Source organism: Agrobacterium sp. 5Ca50 (assembly GCF_055381905.1).
On the sequence record NZ_AP026438.1, the window covers coordinates 240,144 to 259,575 of the forward strand.

The window sequence follows — 19,432 nt, forward strand, 5'->3', positions numbered from 1 at the left end:
TTTTCTCAGGCTTGCGAGCCGCAGCCCATATCTCGAATGAAAAAGCCCCACCCACCTTTAGTCGGGTGGGCGGGGCTTAAAGTTCTAAGTTCCAGAGCTTTTGTCAGGCTTTGAAGCCGTACTGAATGGCGTGATAGGCGGACACAACAGCTGCAATCTGTCCGGCATCCAGCGCATCGATCTGCGATGTGGTGATCGCTTTGAGCTGGTCGGTCGACAGGCTGGAAATATCGCCGGTCGACAGGCCAGCCAGCGCAGCCGTGCTGATGGCGGCAATATCGGCAGTCGAGAAGGTGGCAATATCCGCAGTCTTCAGCGCGGCAATCTGCGCAGCGCTCAATCCAGCCACCTGTTCCGGCGTCAATGCCTCAACCTGTGTGGTGTTCAATGTGCCGATCTGTGCCGTCGTCAGGCCGATAATCGCCTTGGGGCTGATGGCCATGATCTGCTCGGTCGAGAACTGGGCAATGTTCGCCGTACCCAGAGCCGCGACCTGAATGGCATTCAACGCCGCAATCTGGCCGGTCTTCAATGCGCTAATCTGGGCAGAGGTAACCGATGTCAGTTGCAGGTAGCTCAATGCCGCCATCTGCGTCGTGGTCAAAGCCGCGACATGTTCGTTCGACAGCGTTGCTATTGTCGCTGACGACAGGCCGGAGATCGCCGACGCACTGATCGCTGCAATGTCACCTGTTGAAAGCACTGCTAGATCTTCGCTGGACAGAGCGGCAACTTGCGATGCTGTCAGTGCAGAAATCTGCGCCGACGACAGCACATCGATCTGGGCGGTGGACAGTGCAACAATCTGCGCTGGTGTCAGGCCGGAAATGGCACTGGTGCTTAGCGAGGCAACCTGCTCATTGGAGAGCGAGGCAATCGTTGCTGTCGAAAGACCGGCAATTGCGCTTGCACTGATCGCTGCCATATCGGCTGTCGAAAAGGTTGCCAGTTTTTCTTTCGAAATGGCGCCCATCTGCGAGGCGGTCAGCGAAGCGATCTGCGACGAGGACAGGGCAGAGACCTGATCGGATGACAAGGCGGAAATATTGGAAGATGTCAGTCCGGCGATGGCATTCGGATTGATCGCTGCAATATCCGCCGTCGAGAAGGCTGCCAGATGTTCGCTTGTCAGCGCCTTGACCTGCGTCGAGGTCAGCGCGTTGATCTGCGCTGAGGACAGGGCGTCGATTTGCTCACTGCTGAGAATGGAGACCTGCGCAGAGCTGAGCGCCGCAATCTGTGCGGTTGTCAGCGCCGCGATTTGGTCGTGTTTCAGTGTCGCCGTATTGGCGGTTGAAATTCCCGGCAGTGCGGCCGCACTGATCGCTGCAATATCTCCTGTCGAGAAGGTTGCCAGTGCCTCGCTTGATAGGGCGCCAAGCTGCGTTGAGCCCATGGCCGCGACCTGCGTCGGGGTCAGTGCTTCTGCCTGCGCGGTGGTCAGCGCCGCAATCTGCGCTGTGGTCAAGCCCGGAATGGCGCCGGTGCCCAGAGCCACAATCTGATCGGTCGACAGTGTCGCGATATTCGCCGTCGACAGTGCCTTGATCTGCGTTGAACTTAAGGCGCCAAGCTGCGCGGAGGACAATGTGCCGATCTGGCTGCTGGTCAACGCGGCAATCTGTGCTGAGCTCATGGCTGAGATCTGCGCAGATGTCAGTGCCGCAATCTGTTCGCTTGAGAGAACCGCGACATTGGCGGTCGACAGGCCGGGAAGGGCTGTTGTGCTGATCGAGGCAATATCGGCAGTCGAGAACGTGGCGATATCATCCGTAGACAGTGAGTTGATTTGTGCCGAACTCAAGACCGCCACAACGGTTGAGGTCAGCGCCTCGGCCTGTGCGGTAGACAAAGATGCAATCTGGGTTGTGGTCAGACCCGGAATGGCCGCCGCATTCAAGGCGCCAATCTGCCCCGTCGTCAACACGGAGATGCCTTCGGTTGAAAGCGCCTTGATCTGGGTCGAGGTAAGTGCACCGATCTGCGCCGAAGACAGGGTTGCCAGCTGGCCGGTGGTCAGAGCGCCGACCTGTGTCGAGGTCATCGCCGCGACCTGTGCGGTGATCAGCGCCGCAATCTGGTCGTTGGACAATGACGCAAGATTTGCCGTGGAAAGTCCTGGAATTGCAGAGGCGTTGATGGCGGCAATGTCATCAGTCGAAAATACCGCCAGCTTCTCCTTCGACAATGCACCCAGTTGTGTCGAGGCAAGGGCTGCCACCTGCGCAGAGCTTAGCGCTTCGGCCTGAACGATCGAAAGGGCAGCAATCTGTGCCGTTGTCAGGCCTGGTATCGCCTTGGTGTTCAAAGCGGCTATCTGGTCAGCCGACAGAGCGCTGATGCTCTCGTTGGTCAGAACCTTCACTTGCGCCGATCCGAGCGCGTTGACTTGTGCGGTCGACAGGGCAGAGACCTGACTTGCAGACAATGCGGTGATCTGTGCAGAGCTGAGCGCACCAACCTGTGCACTTGTCAGAGCCGACAACTGGTCTCCACTCAGCTTCGCGATATGGGAGGTCGAAAGACCGGCAATGGCGCTGGCATTGATGGCGGCAATATCTTCTGTGGAGAAGGTTGCCAGCTTTTCCGTGCTAAGCGCTGCGAGCTGCGCGGAACCCAGCGCTGCGATCTGTGAAGACACCAGAGCCTCAGCCTGTTCGCTCGACAGGGCGGTAATCTGACCGGTCGTGAGGCCCGGAATTGCCTTGGCGTTCAACGCTGCAATCTGGTCCGGGCTCAGCGCCGCAATGCTATCCGTCGACAGTGCCTTGATCTGCGTGGAGTTCAACGCGTTGATTTGTGCCGTGGTCAGGGCCGAAAGCTGGCCGGTCGACAAGGCAGAAATTTGTGTCGAACCCAGTGCGGCGATCTGTGCGCTGGTCAACGCCGAGACATGTTCGTCGCTCAACGATGCGATGTTGGATGTCGGAATGCCTGCAATGGCACCGGTGTTGATGGCTGCAATGTCCTCGGTCGAGAATGTTGCCAGCTTTTCTTTCGACAACACTGCCAGCTGTGTCGAGCTCAAGGCTGCGACCTGCGCAGATGTCAGTGCTTCTGCCTGATTGGTCGACAGGGCGGCAATATGCGCCGTTGTCAGGCCGGCAATCGCCTTGGTGTTCAGTGCCTCGATTTGCTGGGTTGTCAGGGCGACAATCCGGTCATTTGGCAAAACAGCAACCTGCGCTGAGGTCAGCGCCGATATCTGGCTGGTCGACAGTGAATTGAACTGCCCGGTGGTCAGAGCGGTAATCTGGTTGGTTTTCAGTGCTGCAATCTGCGCGGTGGTCAAAACTGCGACCTGATCGGCACTCAGCGCTGCGATATTGGCAGTCGACAGGCCAGCCAATGCCGACGAGCTAATAGCAGCAATATCTGCCGTCGAGAATGTTGCGAGATCCTCAGGCGTCAGTATCGAAATCTGTGTCGAGCTAAGAGCTGCCACCTGAAGTGCCGTCAACGCTTCGACCTGGACGGTCGACAGCGTATCAATCTGTGCGGTTGACAGGCCAGCGACCGTCTTGGTGTTAAGCGCCGCAACCTGATCTGTCGACAGGGCCGCAATCATGCTGTTCGACCAGTTTGCGATCTGGGTCGAGCTTAATGCGTTGATCTGGGTGGTGGCGAGAGCAGCAATCTGCTCCGAAGACAGTGCGGTAATCTGTGCAGAATTAAGTGCGGCAATCTGTGTGGTCTTGAGTGCTGCGATCTGCTCAGAGCTGAGTGCAGCCATATTGGCCGACGACAGTCCGGCAAGGCCGGATGCGCTGATGGCGGCAATGTCAGCCGTCGAGAAGGTCGCCAGATCTTCACTGGAAAGTGCGGCAATCTGTGTCGATGTCATGGCGCCAACAAGCGCCGATGTCAGGGCCTCAGCCTGGGCTGTGGACAGTGACGCAACCTGCTGCGAGCTCAAACCGGAGATGGCTTTGGTGTTGAGTGCGGCAATCTGGTCTGTCGACAGAACCGTGATTTTTTCGGTTGCCAATGCGGCCAATTGTGCGGAGCCGAGCGCGTTGATCTGTGCGGTGCCCAGCGCAAAAAGCTGCGTGGAGGACAGCGCGGTCATTTGCGCGGAGCTCAAGCCCGGAAGCGCCTTGGTGCTCAAGGCTGCAATCTGGTCCGTCGACAGCGTGGTGACGGCCTCTGTCGAGAGCGCCTTGACCTGTGTCGAGGAGAAGGCCGCGACCTGTGAAGACGATAGGGCTGCGAGCTGGCCCGTGGTCAGCGCGGCCATCTGTTTTGTATTGAGGGCTGCAACCTGACTGGTCTTGAGGGCGGCGATCTGTTCCGAGCTGAGTGCGGTAAGACTGTCGGTGGAAATACCTGACACGGCTGAGGTGGTGAGCGCGGCGATTTCGGCCGGGGTAAAAGTCGCGAGATATTCGCCCGGCAGGACGGCAACCTGCGCGGAGGTCAGGCTTGCCACCTGCGACGACGTCAGCGCTTCCGCCTGAATGGCCGACAACGCTGCAATCTGTGTCGATGTCAGTCCTGCAATGGCTTTTACATTCAACGCGGCAACCTGTTCGGCAGTCAGTGCCGCCACACTTTCCGTCGACAAGGCTTTACTCTGTGTCGATGTCAACGCGGCAATTTGCGTCGTCGAAAATGCTTCGACCTGATCTGATGTCAGCGCGGTGATCTGTCCGGAGGTCAGCGCTGCAATCTGCGTTGCCTTGAGTGCGCTCAGATGTTCCTGCCGCAAGCTGGCAACCGCAGAGGTCGACAGGCCAGCAATTGCGGCTGTGCTGAGGGCCGCAATTTCGGCTGTTGTAAAGGTGGCCAGATATTCGCCGGTCAGGGCGCCAGCCTGCGCAGCCGTCAGGGCGGCAATCTGCGTCGAGTTCAACGCCGCAGCCTGAGCCGTCGACAGTGTCTGGATTTGAGCGGTCGACAGGCCGACAATAGCCTTGGCAGACAGAGCAAGGATCTGATCGGCATCCAGTGCTGCTATGCTTTCCGTTGTCAGTGCGCGCACCTGTGCGGAACTCAATGCTGCAATCTGCGCGGTCGACAGCGCATCGATCTGATGTGATGTCAGGGCTGCGATCTGCAATGTTTTCAGGGCAGCAATCTGTGTAGTCTTCAAGGCTTCGGTATGAGCCGTGCTCAACGACGCCAAGGCTTCGGTCGAAAGACCCGAGATGGCAGATGTACTGAGAGCTGCAATTTCAGCCGTTGTGAATTTCGACAGATATTCGCCCGTCAGCGCAACTGTCTGCGTGCTGGTCAGTGCGGCAATCTGCGCCGAATTCAAGGCTTCAACCTGGGCAGTCGACAGTGCCTTGATCTGCAAAGACGTCAGGCCAGGAATTGCCTTTGTTGCGAGTGCAGCGACCTGATCGGTCGACAAAGCTGAGAGGGTCTCGGTGGTAATTGCCTTGACCTGTGCGGCGGTCAGCGCGGCCACCTGGGCAGAGGTCAATGCATGAAGCTGTGCGGAGCTTAGAGCTGCAACCTGCGCGGTTGTCAGTGCCGCGACCTGCAGCGTTGTCATGGCAGCCGTCTGGGCTGTCGATAGCGCATGCAACTGGTCAGTCGTAAAGCCCGGTGTTGCCTTGTTGCTGAGCGCGGCCAGCTGGTCGGTCGAAAGAGCCGCCACACTTTCCGTCGACAGCGCGCGGACCTGCGTGGAGGTCAGAGCGGCAATCTGTGTCGAGGATAGGGCTGACATCTGGCTTGAGGTCAGTGCGCCAATCTGTGCGGCGCTCAGCGCCGTCACTTGTGTCTTTTTCAGTGCCGCCAGCTGGGCGGTTGTCAGGGCCGCAATATTTGCTGTGGAAAGACCGAGAATGGCAGCGGTGCTGATTGCCGCAATATCGGCCGTCGAGAAGGTGGCCAGATCTTCCTTGGACAGCGCGGCGATCTGCGCGGAGCTGAGCCCTGCGACCTGCGCCGAGGTCAGCGCCTCTGCCTGCGTTGTCGAAAACGCAGCAATCTGGTCGGTCGTCAGGCCTGCAATGGTCTTGACGTTTAGCGCCGCAACCTGCTCGGCGGAAAGAGCCTTCACATTGTCGGTGGAGAGAACCTTGATTTGTGCAGAACTGAATGCGGCGACCTGTGTGGTCGAAAGGGCTGAAAGCTGGACTGAACTTAAGGCGGCGATCTGCGTGGTCTTGAGCGCCGCAATTTGGTTGGTCTTGAGGGCAGCAACCTGCTCGGAGCTCAAAGCGGCAATATTGGCGGTTGAAAGGCTGGCAAGCGCCGATGTGCTGAGAGCGGCAATTTCCGCCGGTGTAAATGTGGCAATATCTTCACTCGACAGGCTGGCAACCTGGAGCGCCGTCAAGGCGGCAATCTGTGTGGAGGTCAGGGCGCTGATCTGGATCGAATCTAGCCCGACGATCTGTTGGGTGTTAAGTGCCGCGACCTGTGCAGTAACGAGACTTTCGATCTTGTCTGACGACAGGATAGCCAACTGGTCCAGCGTCAATCCAACAATGGCAGAGGGAGAAATCGCCTTGACCTGGGTTGTCGAAAAGGCTGCCAGGTCCTCGGTCTCCAGCGCAGCGATCTGCGTGGAGGAAAGAGCCTTGATCTGTGTCGTCGACAGGGCGGCAATATCGTCTGTTTTTAGCGCCGCAATATCGGCAGTCGAGAGCAACTTGATCTGGCTGACGGTCAGTGAAGAAATATTCGAAATCATAAACGAAGCCTTTTGATGTATCTCACCGCTTGACGTGCTGCTTTGCAGGCCTTCGAAAGGAAAACGTCAGAATAGTAACTGCCATTTTCGTGAGTTTCGGGCTGGCAATATCATCTGCCGCCTGTTCAGCCTGAAAATGCATGCGATTTGATACCTGCACACTGCCGCGATTTATGCTGAAACATGCTTGCCTGAGGCTGATCTGAGGCGATTGATAAAACCCACGGTTTTATTATTCACAGGGGCTGATAGACGGCGGCATGGGACACTGGCCGGTTGCCGCATTGCGACAACCGCAGAAGGTGTTTGAAAAGGAGGACATCCGTCGTTATTTCGTCTGTAGCCACAAACGGCAATCATGGGCAACCGGGCTGTAGTTGTCGCGTGTTGCCAGTTTTTCGAGGTAGCGATTCCTGAGGCTTTCGTCGTCCTCGAATTCCACATGCTGAGCCACGATTTCGCTGCCAATCTCATAATAGAGATCGAGATTTGTTAGGTCCGGAACCGGTGTCTCACCGCGCTCGCCTGCAACCTGCATCTGCCAGTACAATTCCTCAAGCCGTGCGGCCAGTGCAGGCATGTCGCGCAGTGTGCTTGTTTCGCGCTGTTCCTGCAGTGATGTTTGGACTGCTGCCAGGCTTTGGGGATCCTGCGCAAAGGCAATGGCGCGCGCCACGTAGTCGTCGGGAGATGCGCATGCCAGTTCTGGAATGCCCGCTGCGCTGATAATGCTTGTGCAGAAACGCGAGGCAAAGGTTTTACCCGGCATGGTCAAGACCGGGAGGCCCATGGTGATGGCGTCGGCGGCGGTGGAATGTGCGCCGTAAGGGAACGTATCCAGAAAAAGGTCGGCAAGACCTATCCGGGCAAGATGATCAGGATTGGCAGCTTTCGGTGCATAGATCAGACGCTGCGGGTCCACACCCTGCTGCTCTGCCAATTGGCGCAGGCGCTGATTGACGGGCTCGTCTCCGGCCAGCAACCACAATACGCTTCCCGGTGTGGCTTTGAGAATGGCCATCCATCTGCCGAAGCAGTTTTCGGTGATTTTCTGCATGCCGTTGAATGACGCGTAGACAAAGGCATCCTGCGGCAGGCCGGTGGACGCGCGGTCCGGACGCTGTGCGATAACGCGCTTGCGGTCTACTGGCTGATTGCAGGCAATGCGCAGAACCTTCTCGGTGTAATAGATTTCACTCGATGGAGGCACGGTGTGTTCATCACCGATGATGTAGTTGTGGAACGGGCTGCCCATCGTGCCGGGATAACCGCAGAAATTGACAATGACCGGTGCCGGACGATATGCAAAAATCTTCGTTCTGGCGTTTTTGGTGTAGCCGTTCACATCGATGAGAATATCGATATCGTCATTGTAGATGATCCGCGCTGCGTCAACATCGGCAATGGCTGTGATGTCGCGCCAGTTGTCGGTTGCTGCCTTGATACGGTTTTGGGTGGCATCAAGCGGACGGTCGTCGCCGGAATAGTAGGCGAAGATTTCGACACTGTCCTTGTTGTGAAGTTCCAGCACTTCACACAGCGCAAAACCGACGGCATGTTCCCGCAAATCCGACGATACGTAACCGATGCGCAAACGCTGCCCGGTACCGGTTTTCTGCTTTACCTGTTTGCGAACAAAACCACTGGTATCGGGGCGTCCGACAAGCGACTTGTGATACCGGTAGGCCTTGGCCAGCTGGAATAGTGGGTCATCGGAATAACAACCCAGTGTCAGCGGAGACATGGAATCAATCAGCCGGTCGACAGGTACATGTTCCGATGGCGTCAGGATCGGCCATTTGCACTGGCGCTGACGCAGCGACGACCAATGTTGACCGGCCTCGGTCCTTTCAGGCTTCAATTCCATTGCCTGCCACAGGGTGGTTTCTGCATCTTCCAGCAGGCCAGCCCCTTCCATCACGCGGCCAATATGTTGCAGGCACATCAGGCGATGATTGATCCTTTCAGGGGTGATGTCGTTGGTGGCTTCGGTAAAGGTTCGCCACTGTTCAATCGCCTGACGGGCAAGACCGGAATCTTCCAGTGCACGGCCCAGATTGATGTGGGCTGCGCCGAATTGCGGATTGAAATTGACGCTGGCGCGCAATGACTGCACGGCACCGGCAATATCGCCCATCTGGCTCTGTGTGACCGAATAGTTGAAGTAGGCAAGATGAAGCAGCGGGTTTGTGTCGTTAAAGGCAACCCATGTCTTGTAGAAATCACCGGCAGCCCCGTGATGACCGGCGGCATTCAACGCTTCGGTAATCTGGAACAGTTCGAGCAGTGAAAGCTGCCCGTGGCGTGCCTTGTGCAAAGCGCCTGTGAGAGCTGCTGCGCCATCGGATGCAAGAGCTGGATCGTTGGACATGAGTACTCCACAACAGGCAAGCAGACTGAAAGTGCTTGAATTTGGTAACAGGTCGTCAGCGTTCCCTAATTTGTCTAGCTTGCGTTGGACTGGACAGGCTGCCGGAAGACGCGGCAGGGAAGGGCATGCCGTTTACACGAGCTCAGGCCAACGTTAAAAAAACGCATGACCAATATCCGGCCTTATACAGCATTGGACCGGCAGGCGTGCCTGCGTCTGTTCGACGGCAATGTGCCGAAGTTTTTCGACCCTTCCGAGCGGAGGACTTTTGCAACTTTCCTGCAGGATCCTTCATTGAGGACTGCTTTTCTGGTAATCGAAAACGACGGCGTGATCATCGCCTGCGGTGGCCATGTAATGGAAGATGAAGGCCAAACCGCTGGCCTCTGCTGGGGCATGGTCGATCAATCAATGCATGGCCAAGGACTTGGCCGGTTGCTGACGGACGCACGTTTGCAGGCCATCCGCAAACAGCCATCTGTCCAGCGCGTTCGCCTCGATACCAGCCAGCACACTCACGCTTTTTATTCGCGGTTTGGTTTTTCCGTTGAAAAGGTCGAGAAGGACGATTACGGCCCCGGTCTCGACCGTCATGATATGGTGCTTTTATTGTGAAAACTGGTTCGGCCTGGGTTTTACGTTCGCGCGAGGCAGGGTCAGAGCGAGCACCGTGCCGAGCAAGGCAAAGCCACCGGTCAATGCAGCAACGGCAGACCAGCCGCCATGCTGCCAGAACCAGCCGGCGACCGAACCGGTAACACTGGCGCCGAGATAATAAAACAGCAGGTAAAGTGATGCCGCATGTCCCTTATGGCGACCTGCGACCGGACCAACCGCACCGCTCGCCACCGAATGGCCGATAAAATAGCCGGTTGCGACAAGCGCAATGCCTGCTGATATGATGACGAGCGACGTTGAAACGGTCAGCAACACTCCGACCAGCATGATCGCGAAACCGGCAAGCAACAATGGTTTGCGGCCGAACTTATCCGCAAGGCCACCGGCCACCGAGGATGAGACTATCCCGAGCGCGAAGGCAAGAAAGATCAGGCTGACCTGCGACTGGCTGAGTGCATAGGGCGTGCCGGAAAGACGAAAGGTCGTGTAGTTGAACAAGGCGCTGAAGATACTGGTGAGCGTGAAGCCAAGTGCGTAGACCCTAAGCAACCGTCCATTACGCAAGTGCATGCCCCAGGCCTCGATATGAAAGCGTGGATTAAAGCCTGGCTGCCGCACGAAGTTTCGTGATGGCGGTAACAACTTCAGAAAGGCAATCGCAGCGGCAAGACACAAAGCCCCGAGAACAATCATGGCGATGTGCCAGGAGGCATAATCGGTCACCAGACCCATTCCGACACGGCCCATCATTGCCCCAAAGGCGGTACCGCCAATGTAAAGGCCCATCGCCTTGCCAAGATGGGCAGGATCAATTTCTTCTGCCAACCATGCCATGGCAACGGCAGGTACGCCACCCAACACCACACCTTCCAACGCGCGCGCCACAAGTAGCCAGTGCCAGCTGGGAACCAGTCCGGCCACGATGTTAAGCAATGCGGCCAGCGACATGGAAACGAACATCAGGCCGCGTCGTCCGAGCGCCTGCGAAAAGGCACCAGCCAGCACGATTGAAACTGCGAGCAGCCCGGTGGTCAAAGACAGGGCCAGCGAGCTTTCAGCCGGACTGACACCGAATGATCGCGCAAATTCTGGCAACAATGGCTGCACACAGTAGATCAGCGAAAAACTCGCAAAGCCAAGAAAAAACAGCGCGTATCCGGCGTTGCGATAGTCTCGCGTCCCGCGTCGGATGCATGCGGGTGGACTTTCCTGAATTTCAACCGGTGGATTTCTTGGAGATAGGTCGGTTCCAACATCCAGTTGGAGTGCAGAAGCTTGAGACATGACATGCAACTTTCTTTGTTGCAGTCATTGTCCGACTTTACCCGTCATGTGTCCAATATATGGAAATGGCGTTTGTGATATGTTATGTAAATACCATGGAGCTTCGTCACATCCGCTATTTTCTCGCCATCGCCGAGGAAGGAAACTTTACCCGCGCTGCTGCCAAGTTGGGCATAGGGCAGCCACCGCTCAGTATCCAGATCAGGGATTTGGAAGCTGAAGTCGGCACTCAGTTGTTCCATCGTCTGTCGCACGGTGCCGAACTGACCGAGGCGGGCCAGGCTTTTTGGGACGCGGTGCATACAATGCCGGCGCAGGCAAACACCGCTATTCGTGCAGCGCAGCGGGCATCCCGAGGGGAAACCGGACGGTTGCGGCTTGGATTTACCGGCACGGCGGCGCTCAGCCCCATCGTTTCGGCAACCATTCGTGCCTTTCATCGCAACTATCCCGAGGTGGAGTTGACGCTTGAGGAAGCCAATTCTGTGGCCCTGACCGTAGGCCTGATAGAAGGCAGGCTCGATGCCGCCATTTTGCGACCCAACAGTGCAGATCCGCCAGAGATTCGCGAATATTTGCTGAAACGTGAGCCGCTGGTCGCAGTTCTGCCTGTCGCGCATCCGGCGGTTACGGCAGGTTCCGATGTTGAACTGGCATCACTGTCCACAATACCGCTGATTGTTACACCACGCGAAATCGGCGTCAGCCTGCATGAAGCAGCCATCGCCGCCTGCCGTAGCGCCGGGTTTGAACCGCTGCTCGGACAGTTTGCGCCGCAGATTGCGTCTATCCTGTCTCTGGTTTCCGCTGAGTTGGGTTTTTCGCTTGTCCCGGCTTCCATGGCTCAGTTCAATGTCGTGGGCGTGGCATTCCTGACGCTGCGCAACGAACAGCCAACCGTCGATCTTGCGGTCGCGCATCTCAAGACACGGCCATCGCAATCGGCCCTGAATTTCACAAGGGTGGCGCGTAGCCTCAAATCGGGAGACGGAGAAGGTCTGTCATAGAGCCTTCAGAAAACCAATCTATCCTGCCGGCAGCTTGATTGGAGCGAGAGCGATCTATCGCTTGGCATGCATTCAAGGGAAGTTTTTGAAGAGCATATGGCGGACAGGGTGGGATTCGAACCCACGGTACGCTTTCACGCACACACGCGTTCCAGGCGTGCGCCTTAAACCACTCGGCCACCTGTCCTTCATGAGAGACTGCATGTTTTGGAAACCTGCAAATCAACTGGAACGGCGCGATATATACCGATGAATCTCAAAGGATCAACCGCAATTTGACACTTTTTTTTATCGCGGTGCAAAAGCCTGTGTATAGCGCGATTGCAAATCGCCTTTTCGCCCTTTAATTCTAAGGCTCTGACGAGATGATTTTCCCTGTGCAGCCTGTGAGGATATACGGCATTGAAATCTTTGGCGAGAATCCTGAGTTTCGTGCTCCTGTGTGTGGCCATTGTTGCGGGGACCTTTGATTCTATCCGCTCCGTCGCCACTTCTTCGGTTGATATGACCAGCACAATTGCTGCCTGGAAGGATATTTATCCGTCATCGCTGACCATGGCAGAAGGCACGGTGACGCACTATATTCATCCCGACGCCTGGGGATGGCTGGTAGCCTGGTTGAACAGTCTTCCTGCCTTCGCGCTGTTTCTTGCTTTGGCATTGCTGTTTTGGATGGTCGGTTATCGCAAACCGCAAATCCGCAGCCGCTTTGGCTGACAGCCCCGCTCCACGCTGCATGTGAAACCTCAAGCAAACGGATCGTCTGATCCGCTGGAGAAGAGATATGTTCACGTTCGATAGCTATGCATCGAAAACAACAATGCCGACAATTGATTCGGCAATGCCGGGCCGCGATACGGCTATGCCGGTGCCGGAAACCCATTTCGTCAACGGTCATGCGCTGAAAGAACCATACCCCGAGGGGACGCAGGTTATATATCTTGGCATGGGCTGCTTCTGGGGCGCTGAGCGTCTTTTCTGGAAAGTGCCCGGTGTCTGGGTAACGGCTGTTGGTTACTCCGGCGGTTTGACGCCAAACCCGACCTATCAGGAAACAACCACAGGCCGCACCGGTCATGCCGAAGTAGTGAAGGTCGTTTACGACCCGTCCGTCGTTCCGCTTTCCGCCCTGTTGAAGCTGTTTTTTGAAGAACATGATCCAACACAGGGCATGCGCCAGGGTAATGATATCGGCACGACCTATCGTTCGGTGATCTACGCCACAACGCAGGAACAACTGGATGAAGCGTTGCAAGCGCGCGACGTTTTCCAGCAGGCTTTGACGGATGCGGGAAAACCGGCGCCTATCACAACAGAGATAGAGCCACTAGAAACGTTTTATTACGCCGAGGACTATCATCAGCAATATCTTGCTAAAAATCCCGGTGGATATTGCGGGCTTCGCGGCACTGGCGTCAGCTGCAATATCGGCTAGTTTTTGATCAAAATGCCCGGCGGAAAGCTCAAAAAACAGACGTTTACGAGTTTTTCCACCGGGTAAAAAAACCGGATGAATTTTTCGTGCAGGCATGCAAGGATAAAAACAAGCACAGCCTCCAAAAAGGGCTGGCGGTTCCGCAGACATGCCTGTTAAGGGCTTGCGGGAGGACCTGATAAGATCAATTGCAACAACAGGGCTGCACGAATGAAAAAATCCATTTTGACTCTCTTCGCCATGGCTGCGATGTCTGCATCTGCATTGGCAGCAGATATCAAGCCGGCGCTGGTTTATGGTACCGGCGGTAAATTCGACAAATCCTTCAACGAAGCTGCCGCTGCCGGCGCTGAGAAGTTCAAGGCCGACACCGGCATCGAATTCCGCGATTTCGAGCCAACCAGCGACACGCAGGGTGAGCAGGCCATTCGCAACTTTGCAAGCAAGGGCTTCAACCCTGTTGTTGCCGTTTCCTTTGCATGGACATCGGCCATGGAAAAGGTTGCTGCAGAATATCCTGACACGAAGTTCGTGATCGTTGACTCCGTTGTCGAGCTGCCGAACGTCCGCTCGGTTGTCTACAAGGAAGAAGAAGGTTCTTACCTCGTTGGCCTGCTGGCCGGCATGGCCTCCAAGACCGGCAAGGTCGGCTTCATCGGTGGTATGGACATTCCGCTGATCCGCAAGTTCGGTTGCGGTTATGTGCAGGGTGCAAAGGCTGCCAACGACAAGATCGAAGTCTTCCAGAACATGACCGGTACCACCGGTGCTGCATGGAACGATCCAGTTCGTGGTGGTGAATTGACCAAGAACCAGATCGACCAGGGCGCGGACGTCATCTACGCGGCAGCCGGTGCAACCGGTCTCGGCGTTCTCCAGACCGCTGCTGACAATGGCAAGTTCTCGATCGGTGTGGATTCCAACCAGAACCACCTGCATCCGGGTTCCGTGCTGACCTCAATGGTCAAGCGCGTCGATCTGGCCGTCTACAATGCTTACAAGGACACCCAGGACGACAAGTTCACCGGTGGTGTTCAGGCACTCGGCGTTGCTCAAGACGGCGTCAGCTATGCGCTCGACAACGACAACAAGGCGCTCATCACGCCTGAAATGGTTGCGGCCGTTGACAAGGCAAAGGCTGACATCATTGCCGGTACCGTAAAGGTCCACGACTATATGTCGGATAACTCCTGCCCGAAATGATATGATATTTGAGGGGCGTATGGCTTTGTGCCATACGCCCTTTCCATATCCAGATTTGGAGATTTTCCGATTTGAGCACGCAGCTTGCAATCGAACTTGTTGGCATCGATAAAAAATTCGGCGCCGTTCACGCCAATAAAAACATCAATCTTGCGGTTGCCAAAGGATCCATCCACGGCATCATTGGTGAGAATGGTGCTGGCAAATCCACACTCATGTCGATCCTCTATGGATTTTATCAGGCCGATTCCGGTGAGATAAAAATGAATGGAGCGCCGGTGTCCATCAAGGACAGCCAGGCTGCGATCAGTGCTGGAATTGGCATGGTGCACCAGCACTTCATGCTGGTTGAAAATTTCACCGTGCTCGAGAACGTTATTCTGGGAGCGGAAAGCGGAGCCCTGCTGAAGCAAGGCGTTAACGCAGCCCGCACGGAACTGAAACGTCTTGAGGCGGATTACGGTCTTGAAGTCGACCCCGATGCAGTAATCGAAGAACTGCCGGTGGGCCTTCAACAGCGTGTTGAAATCCTCAAAGCCATGTACCGTGGCGCTGAAATCCTCATTCTCGATGAGCCGACCGGCGTGCTGACTCCGGCCGAGGCCGACCATCTCTTCAAGATTCTCGGCGTGCTGCGCGATCAGGGCAAAACCGTAATTCTCATCACCCATAAGCTGCGCGAAATCATGGCCATTACCGACACGGTATCCGTGATGCGTCGGGGCGAAATGGTCGCGACCCGCAAAACCGCTGAAACCTCGGTCGAGGAATTGGCTGAACTGATGGTTGGCCGCCGCGTTCTGCTGCGTGTAGAAAAAGGCGAGGCATCTCCTGCTCAAACACTGATGTCGGTCCGCAACCTGACGGTCAAGGACAGCCGCGGCGTCGATATGGTCAAGAACGTATCCTTCGACGTTCGTGCTGGCGAAATTGTCGGCATTGCCGGCGTTGCTGGCAACGGCCAATCGGAATTGCTAGAAGCAATCGCCGGCATTCGCAAACCGCATTCGGGAGAAATCCTGTTTGATGGAAAGACGATCGACAAGGCCGATCCGGCCCTGCTACGCGATCTTGGCCTTGCCCATATTCCCGAAGACCGCCACCACATGGGTCTGGTGTTGAAGTTCGAGGAATATGAAAACTCCATCCTCGGTTACCACCGCGATGAGCGGTACGGCAAAGGTCCTTTCCTCAATCCCGAAGCCATGCGCAAGGATGCCGAGGAGAAGATCGAGAAATACGATATTCGCCCGCCGAATGCCCATTTGAAAACCGCGAATTTTTCCGGTGGCAACCAGCAGAAAATCGTCGTTGCGCGCGAAATCGAGCGCGACCCGAAGATGTTGATTATCGGCCAGCCGACCCGCGGTGTTGATATTGGTGCGATCGAATTCATTCATCGTCGCATCATTGAAATGCGGGATGCCGGTAAGGCCATCCTTCTCGTTTCCGTGGAACTGGATGAAATACGCTCTCTCTCTGACCGGATCATCGTGATGTTCGATGGTCAGATCGTGGGAGAAAAAACGGCTGATGCCGAAGAACAGACACTTGGCCTGATGATGGCCGGCATCGCCGCATGAGGGCCTTATGAGCACTGCTTCCGTACCACTTCCGAATTGGATTTCTTACGGCCTCATGCCGTTGTTGAACATCATGACGGCTTTTCTGATCTCGGGCCTTGTTGTCTGGTCGATAGGTGAAGATCCGTTCGCCGCCCTTAATCTGCTGGTGCAGGGCGCACTGGGCCGTGGTGATGCTATCGGTTTTACGCTGTTTTACACCACCAGCTTCATCTTCACCGGTCTTGCCGTGGCCGTTGCCTTTCATGCCGGTCTTTTCAATATCGGTGCTGAAGGTCAGGCCTATGTTGGCGGTCTGGGTGCGGCCATCGTTGCCATGTCTCTCGACCACTATGTGCCGTGGTATGTAACGATGCCATTCGCCGTTATCGGCGCGGCCGTGTTTGGTGCGGCCTGGGCGTTCATTCCGGCCTGGCTACAGGCCAAGCGCGGTAGCCACGTGGTTATCACCACCATCATGTTCAATTTCATCGGTGCGGCCTTGATGGTCTACCTGCTGGTGAATGTGTTTATTGTTCCGGGCAAGATGGCGCCGGAAACCCGCACATTTCTGGCCGGTGGCCAGCTGCCCAAGCTGGATTGGCTGATGGCGATTTTTGGCATGAAGCTTGGCCCGGCACCGTTCAACGTGTCGTTCCTGATTGCGCTGGTCATGTGTTTCCTTGTCTGGGTGCTGATCTGGCGCACCAAACTTGGCTATGAAATGCGCACGCTCGGTATCAGCCCTTCGGCAGCAGTCTATGCCGGCATCCCCTATGCACGTACGGTGATCATCGCCATGCTGATTTCCGGTGGACTGGCCGGCATGATGGCGCTGAACCCGGTCATGGGCGCCTCGGGACGTTTGCAGGTTGAGTTCGTGGGTGGGGCGGGCTTTGTCGGCATCGCCGTTTCCCTGATGGGGCGCAGCCATCCACTTGGCATTCTATTTGCCGCGCTGCTGTTTGGCATTCTCTACCAGGGCGGTGCCGACCTGTCGTTTGAAATGCCGAATATCACCCGCGAAATGATCGTTGTGATCCAGGGTCTGGTGATCCTTTTTGCCGGTGCACTTGAATATATGTACCGCCCCGCGCTGGTGCGCATCTACCAGCAATTTACGAAAGGGTGAGAAACCATGGATTTTTTCGATATCGTCGTCAGCATTCTTGGTTCGACCGTTCGTTTGACAATTCCGCTGCTGTTTACAGCGCTTGCCGGTCTGTTTTCTGAACGGGCAGGGGTGTTTGACATCGGCCTTGAAGGCAAGATGCTGGCTGCGGCCTTTGCATCGGCCTGTGTGGCCTATGTCACGGCCAACCCGTGGCTTGGTTTGTTTGCCGGTATCGCCGTTTCGATCTTGTTCTCGCTGACCCACGGTTTTGCCGTGATTACCAATCGTGGCAACCAGATCGTGTCCGGCGTCGCGCTGAACTTCATTGCAGCGGGTCTAACGGTGGTGTTGGGGCAGGCATGGTTCGGCCAGGGCGGTCGTACACCGCAGTTGGCTGGTGGTGGCCGTTTCACACCCATTACCTTGCCGGGCGTTGATCTGGTCAGGGACATTCCATTTATCGGGCCGCTCTATGCCAATGTTATTTCCGGCCACAATATCCTGACGTATCTCGCTTTCCTCGCCGTACCACTGTCGTGGTGGGTGCTTTACCGCACACGGTTTGGCCTGCGCCTTCGCGCAGTGGGTGAAAATCCCGGCGCCGTCGATACCGCAGGTATTTCCGTTACATGGATGCGCTACCGTGCTGTCATCGTTGCCGGCTTCCTGTGCGGCTTTTCGGGCGCCTACCTGGCAATTGCGCAGTCGGCTGCGTTCATTGCCAATATGTCCGCGGGTAAGGGTTACATCGCGCTTGCCGCCCTGATCTTTGCCAAATGGAAGCCTGTTCCTGTCATGTTTGCATGTCTGCTGTTCGGTTTCCTCGATGCGGTTGCCAACTTCATGCAGGGCAAATCCGTGCCGCTGATCGGTGAAGTACCAGTACAGATATTCCAGGCACTGCCTTATATTCTGACCTGCGTCCTGCTGGCCGGGTTTATTGGTGTCGCAAAACCGCCGAAGGCCGGTGGTGTTGCCTATTCGAAGGAACGCTGAACATGTCTCACGATCTTTTTGAAGCCGCGCGCGATGCCATGTCATTTGCCCATGCCCCCTATTCGAAATTCCCTGTCGGCGCGGCTATCCGCGCCGAGGATGGGCAGATCTACAAGGGCGCTAACATCGAGAACCTGTCCTTCCCGCAGGGCTGGTGTGCCGAGCCTAGCGCCATCAGCGCCATGATCATGGGCGGAGCCAAACAGATCAAGGAAATCGCCGTGATTGCCGAAAAGCTGGCGCTTTGCCCGCCCTGTGGTGGCTGCCGTCAGAAAATTGCGGAATTCGCCAACGCAGATACCAAAGTCTATCTTTGCGATGAGACCGGCGTTCAGAAGGTCATGTCGATGGATGAACTGCTGCCTTTCAGCTTCAAGACCGAGCTGCCTTGATGTCACAAGCTATTTTCGATCTGCTGGTAGATCGTTTGCAAGGCATGATGCCGCGCGTCGCCATCGTGCTGGGCTCCGGCCTTGGTTCGCTTGTTGAAGAATTGACCGATGCGGTTCGGATCCCGTTTTCAGAACTGCCGGATTTTCCGGCAAGCGGCGTTTCCGGTCATGCCGGTGAGCTTGTTGCCGGTTACCTCGGTGGCGAACCGGTCATCATGCTGTCTGGCCGTGTGCATTATTATGAAAAAGGCGACGCCGCTGCCATGCGCGTTCCGATCGAGGCGCTGGCCGGTCTTGGCGTGCAATCGCTGATCCTGACCAATTCGGCTGGGTCGCTGCGTGAAGATATGCCGCCCGGCTCGGTGATGCAGATCGTCGACCACATCAACTATTCTGGCATGAACCCGCTGATTGGCGAGGAAAGTGATCGCCGTTTCGTGGGCATGACCACCGCCTATGATGCGGAAATGGCCGTTGCGATGCGCAATGCTGCCATTCGCGCTGGTGTGCCAATGTTGAGCGGCGTCTACATGTGGTTTTCCGGTCCAAGCTTTGAAACACCCGCCGAAATCCGGATGGCGCGCATTCTCGGTGCAGATGCCGTTGGCATGTCCACCGTGCCGGAAGTCATTCTTGCCAGATTTTTTGGCATGCGCGTTGCCGCTGCATCGGTTATTACCAATTATGGTGCAGGCATGACAGGGGCTGAACTCAGCCACGAAGAAACCAAGGACATGGCACCGATCGGTGGAAAGCGCCTTGCTGCTATCGTGCGCGAAATGATTTCAGGAGGAGAATAAC

General features: G+C 56.3%; 13 protein-coding genes and 1 tRNA gene. 10 read left to right on the top strand and 4 right to left on the bottom strand.

Annotated features, from left to right (window positions below; genetic code table 11):
* Window positions 1–103: 103 nt before the first annotated feature.
* Both ACZ5FM_RS01195 and ACZ5FM_RS01200 read right to left on the bottom strand, forming a co-directional pair.
* Window positions 104–6,649, bottom strand: a complete 6,546-nt coding sequence (locus ACZ5FM_RS01195) for a beta strand repeat-containing protein (RefSeq protein WP_464039481.1) — start codon at window positions 6,647–6,649, stop codon at window positions 104–106.
* Window positions 6,650–6,977: 328 nt separating this feature from the next.
* Window positions 6,978–9,020 (bottom strand): O-linked N-acetylglucosamine transferase, SPINDLY family protein, encoded by a 2,043-nt coding sequence (locus ACZ5FM_RS01200; RefSeq protein WP_250983528.1) that lies wholly within the window; start codon window positions 9,018–9,020, stop codon window positions 6,978–6,980.
* Between the two features lie 165 nt (window positions 9,021–9,185).
* On the opposite strand from ACZ5FM_RS01200, the gene ACZ5FM_RS01205 reads away from it, so the two are divergent.
* Complete coding sequence (locus tag ACZ5FM_RS01205; RefSeq protein ID WP_464039482.1) at window positions 9,186–9,635, top strand: GNAT family N-acetyltransferase; 450 nt, start codon at window positions 9,186–9,188, stop codon at window positions 9,633–9,635.
* On the opposite strand, the gene ACZ5FM_RS01210 is transcribed toward ACZ5FM_RS01205, so the two are convergent.
* Entirely contained in the window at window positions 9,627–10,922 is a 1,296-nt protein-coding gene (locus ACZ5FM_RS01210; RefSeq protein ID WP_464039483.1) for an MFS transporter, read from the bottom strand. The genes ACZ5FM_RS01205 and ACZ5FM_RS01210 overlap by 9 nt on opposite strands.
* A 95-nt stretch (window positions 10,923–11,017) precedes the next feature.
* On the opposite strand from ACZ5FM_RS01210, the gene ACZ5FM_RS01215 reads away from it, so the two are divergent.
* Window positions 11,018–11,929: a LysR substrate-binding domain-containing protein gene (locus ACZ5FM_RS01215; RefSeq protein WP_464039484.1), complete on the top strand. Its 912-nt coding sequence runs from the start codon at window positions 11,018–11,020 to the stop codon at window positions 11,927–11,929.
* A gap of 97 nt (window positions 11,930–12,026) precedes the next feature.
* On the opposite strand, the gene ACZ5FM_RS01220 is transcribed toward ACZ5FM_RS01215, so the two are convergent.
* Window positions 12,027–12,116: transfer RNA gene (locus ACZ5FM_RS01220), tRNA-Ser, on the bottom strand.
* Window positions 12,117–12,331: 215 nt separating this feature from the next.
* Between ACZ5FM_RS01220 and ACZ5FM_RS01225 the strand changes: the two genes are divergently transcribed.
* From ACZ5FM_RS01225 to ACZ5FM_RS01260, 8 genes are all read left to right on the top strand, one after another.
* A complete protein-coding gene (locus ACZ5FM_RS01225; RefSeq protein WP_192486946.1) occupies window positions 12,332–12,646 on the top strand; it encodes a hypothetical protein in 315 nt (104 codons plus the stop codon).
* Window positions 12,647–12,713: 67 nt separating this feature from the next.
* Complete coding sequence (msrA, locus tag ACZ5FM_RS01230; RefSeq protein ID WP_312951228.1) at window positions 12,714–13,364, top strand: peptide-methionine (S)-S-oxide reductase MsrA; 651 nt, start codon at window positions 12,714–12,716, stop codon at window positions 13,362–13,364.
* 210 nt (window positions 13,365–13,574) lie between these two features.
* Window positions 13,575–14,567: a BMP family lipoprotein gene (locus tag ACZ5FM_RS01235; protein ID WP_192486948.1), complete on the top strand. Its 993-nt coding sequence runs from the start codon at window positions 13,575–13,577 to the stop codon at window positions 14,565–14,567.
* Between the two features lie 71 nt (window positions 14,568–14,638).
* Window positions 14,639–16,150 (top strand): ABC transporter ATP-binding protein, encoded by a 1,512-nt coding sequence (locus tag ACZ5FM_RS01240; RefSeq protein ID WP_259147602.1) that lies wholly within the window; start codon window positions 14,639–14,641, stop codon window positions 16,148–16,150.
* A gap of 7 nt (window positions 16,151–16,157) precedes the next feature.
* Window positions 16,158–17,261 carry an ABC transporter permease gene (locus ACZ5FM_RS01245; protein ID WP_259147600.1) on the top strand — a complete coding sequence of 368 codons (1,104 nt, stop codon included), beginning with the start codon at window positions 16,158–16,160 and terminating at the stop codon, window positions 17,259–17,261.
* A 6-nt stretch (window positions 17,262–17,267) separates the two neighbouring features.
* Window positions 17,268–18,239 carry an ABC transporter permease gene (locus ACZ5FM_RS01250; protein ID WP_192486951.1) on the top strand — a complete coding sequence of 324 codons (972 nt, stop codon included), beginning with the start codon at window positions 17,268–17,270 and terminating at the stop codon, window positions 18,237–18,239.
* Between the two features lie 2 nt (window positions 18,240–18,241).
* Entirely contained in the window at window positions 18,242–18,631 is a 390-nt protein-coding gene (locus ACZ5FM_RS01255; RefSeq protein WP_250983536.1) for a cytidine deaminase, read from the top strand.
* Entirely contained in the window at window positions 18,631–19,431 is an 801-nt protein-coding gene (locus ACZ5FM_RS01260) for a purine-nucleoside phosphorylase (protein WP_192486953.1), read from the top strand. Before ACZ5FM_RS01255 ends, ACZ5FM_RS01260 begins: the two co-directional genes overlap by 1 nt.
* The last annotated feature ends 1 nt before the right edge of the window (window position 19,432 follow it).